The sequence below is a fragment of the Microcoleus sp. Pol1C5 genome, assembly GCF_036701115.1.
Taxonomy (GTDB): Bacteria; Cyanobacteriota; Cyanobacteriia; order Cyanobacteriales; family Microcoleaceae; genus Microcoleus.
Map to the genome: position 1 here is coordinate 1 of NZ_JAUBQE010000159.1, position 1,021 is coordinate 1,021.

1 protein-coding gene is annotated in these 1,021 nt (G+C 40.6%); it reads left to right on the forward strand.

Features of this window, described 5'->3' with window-relative positions:
* Positions 1-56: 56 nt before the first annotated feature.
* Entirely contained in the window at positions 57-1,004 is a 948-nt protein-coding gene (locus QUA23_RS30945; protein ID WP_333093993.1) for an IS630 family transposase, read from the forward strand.
* Positions 1,005-1,021: the final 17 nt, after the last annotated feature.

Genomic DNA, 1,021 nt, shown 5'->3' on the forward strand with positions numbered 1-1,021 from the left:
TACAGCACTTTGCTTAACGATTAGGTACAATATTAGAGGTGGTAAGAAAGAGAACAATGAAACCCTACTCCCTAGATATACGTCAAAAGATTATTAACACTTACGAAGCAGGTAACACCTCTATTCGGAAAGTAGCAGAAAGATTTCAAGTGAGTAAAAGTACGGTACAGGCGCTACTAAAACGAAAAAAAGAGACAGGAAGATTACTCCCTAGTCAGGCTCATGGTGGTAAACCGAGCCTACTGTTTGGTCACGAACAACAGATTGAAGAGATGGTAGCCCAGTATCCAGATTACACACTCGCAGAATACTGTGAGTATTGGCACGAAAAAACAGGAGTAGGGTTGAGCGAGAGTGCCATGTGCCGATTCCTAAAAAAGCAGCAACTCACTTTGAAAAAAAAAACACTACGGAGCAGTCAAGCCCATAAAGAAATTAATCAAAAGAAGCGAATAGAATATTGGGAAAAAATCCGAGATGTCGAACCAGAAAATCTGATATTTTTGGATGAAATGGGCGTATTGCTGGGGATAATGAGACCCAGAGCTAGAAGTAAAAAGGGAGAAAGAAGCTACGATATCAAGCCATTTTATAGAGGAAGTAGGGTAACGGTGGTTGGAGCAATAAGCAATAAGAAGGTCATCGCCATGAAGACAATGGGAAAATCTATGAATGGAGAGGATTTCCAGAAATTTGTGCAAGAAGAACTGGTGCCTTCATTATGGAAAGGAGCGGTATTGGTGATGGATAATCTGAAGGCACACAAGGTAGAAGGTGTGGAAAAAATGATCGCAGCAGTGGGAGCAAAAGTAGTGTATTTATCACCGTACTCACCTGAGTTTAACCCCATCGAACATTTATGGTGGGAATTAAAGGCATGGCTCAGGAGATTTGTACCTCGAAGTGTACAGATTGTGGAAAAACTCTTGGAATTGGGAGTGAAATTATGTTCAACTAAGCAAATCAAAAATTATTTTGCTCACTGCTGTTACTGTACCTCTTAGTCACGCAAAGTGCTGTA